Consider the following 1,573-nt stretch of genomic DNA (forward strand, 5'->3'; position numbering starts at 1 on the left):
CGGGTAATGTGGGTCAGGGTAGTTTTTATCTGGCCGACCCATTAATTGACGGTGTGTTGGGAATGAAAGCAAATGGTCTTTATTCCGATCGTAATGAAGATAAATTTGTTGGTGGTTATAAGAAACAGTCAATGGGTAATACTGGGGTAAAATTCTCATTTACTCCCGATGAGCAGAATAATTTTGATTTGGATTTAAAGCACGATGAACAGCAACATGACTCGACGATTAGTAAAACCCGTTCTTGCACTAAACGGTCATGTGAAGATGATAATACCACTTATCGACGTAATAACTATGCATTGACGCATAACGGTAATTATTAGTGGGGTTCAATGGATACATTTATTCAACGTGATGAATCAGAGAACCCAAGTAGAAAGATGAAATATAATGATAACTTACTTAAAAACCAGACAGTATTTGACTTAGATTCACATAAACTTAGTATTGGTGGTCAGTATCGTTATGAAGATTTACATAATCAAGACAACCAATTACCGACAGCGACCAATGTTAATAAATTAACTCGTTGGAGTTGGGCATTATTTACCGAAGATGAATGGACGATCACCACCAATGATTTCAGATTAACCGGCTGGTATTAGAATGGATAAAGATGAGAATTTTCGTGCACATTGGACGCCTCGCTTATATGGTGTTTGGCATATCAATGATCAATGGATACTTAAAGGTGGCGTTGCGACCGGATATCGTTCACCTGATTTACGCCAAGTGTCGTCGCCTAACTGGGGACAAATAACTGGCGGCCAAACAAGTAAAGGGATCATTCTCGGTAATCCAAATTTAAAACCGGAAAAAAGTATTGGTCAGGAAATTGGTTTGTTATGGAATAATCAGGATGACCTGAATATCGGTGTAACAGTTTTTAATACTGATTTTAAAGATAAAATTATGGAATATCGTCTCTGTGGCGATAAATTAGCCGCTTGTAGTAATGCGATTATTCTTAATGGCAGTCAATATGATTTTATAAGTACACGTGATAATGTTGATAAGGCAAACTTGCGTGGTATTGAGGCGACATTTGATTGGCAAATCATGGATAATCTATCAATGGCAGCCAATTACACCTACTCAGATTCTGAGCAACTAAGTAGCAATTTTAAGGGAAAAGCCTTTAGTCAAACACCTAAGCATATGGCGAATGCATCGTTAAGCTGGCAGGCAACCACTGAATTAGAAGCTTGGACACGGGTAAATTTCCGTGGTAGAACCAATCAATATCTTTCTCGCTCATCGATGGCGAATGAATTACCCTCTTATAGCTTTGTTGATCTGGGAGTAAATTACGCGCTGAGCAAAAATCTTTTTTTGTTCACAGGGGTTTATAATATTTTAGATAGGCGTTTAGTGGATAATGATAATAAAGCCGTATTAGATGGCCGCCGTTACAATTTAGGATTAAATTATAACTTTTAAAATCATTTTGAGTTAAAAAGTTAGCTAGCTGTTACCATGAGTATAGCTAGCTAACTTTTTATTAAAAATTAAAAAATATTGCTATTTCATAGGATGAAGTGCAGAATGCGCAATCAGAAATAACTGATGC

General features: G+C 36.9%; 2 protein-coding genes and 1 pseudogene. All 3 read left to right on the forward strand.

The annotated features are described in order from the left end of the window. Positions 1-326: pseudogene (locus ARSQ2_RS13155) on the forward strand (ligand-gated channel protein); the annotation flags it as partial. A gap of 57 nt (positions 327-383) precedes the next feature. Continuing rightward, entirely contained in the window at positions 384-608 is a 225-nt protein-coding gene (locus tag ARSQ2_RS13865) for a TonB-dependent receptor (protein ID WP_255487322.1), read from the forward strand. 1 nt (position 609) lies between these two features. After that, positions 610-1,443 carry a TonB-dependent receptor domain-containing protein gene (locus ARSQ2_RS09875; RefSeq protein WP_255487321.1) on the forward strand — a complete coding sequence of 278 codons (834 nt, stop codon included), beginning with the start codon at positions 610-612 and terminating at the stop codon, positions 1,441-1,443. Positions 1,444-1,573 lie beyond the last annotated feature (130 nt).

Origin of the sequence: Arsenophonus endosymbiont of Bemisia tabaci Q2, from assembly GCF_902713415.1 — a bacterium.
GTDB lineage: Bacteria > Pseudomonadota > Gammaproteobacteria > Enterobacterales > Enterobacteriaceae > Arsenophonus.

Coding starts and splice junctions, on each gene's coding strand:
- ARSQ2_RS13865 (WP_255487322.1), top strand. CDS start 384: ATGAAATATAATGATAACTTACTTAAAAACCAGACAGTATTTGACTTA.
- ARSQ2_RS09875 (WP_255487321.1), top strand. CDS start 610: ATGGATAAAGATGAGAATTTTCGTGCACATTGGACGCCTCGCTTATAT.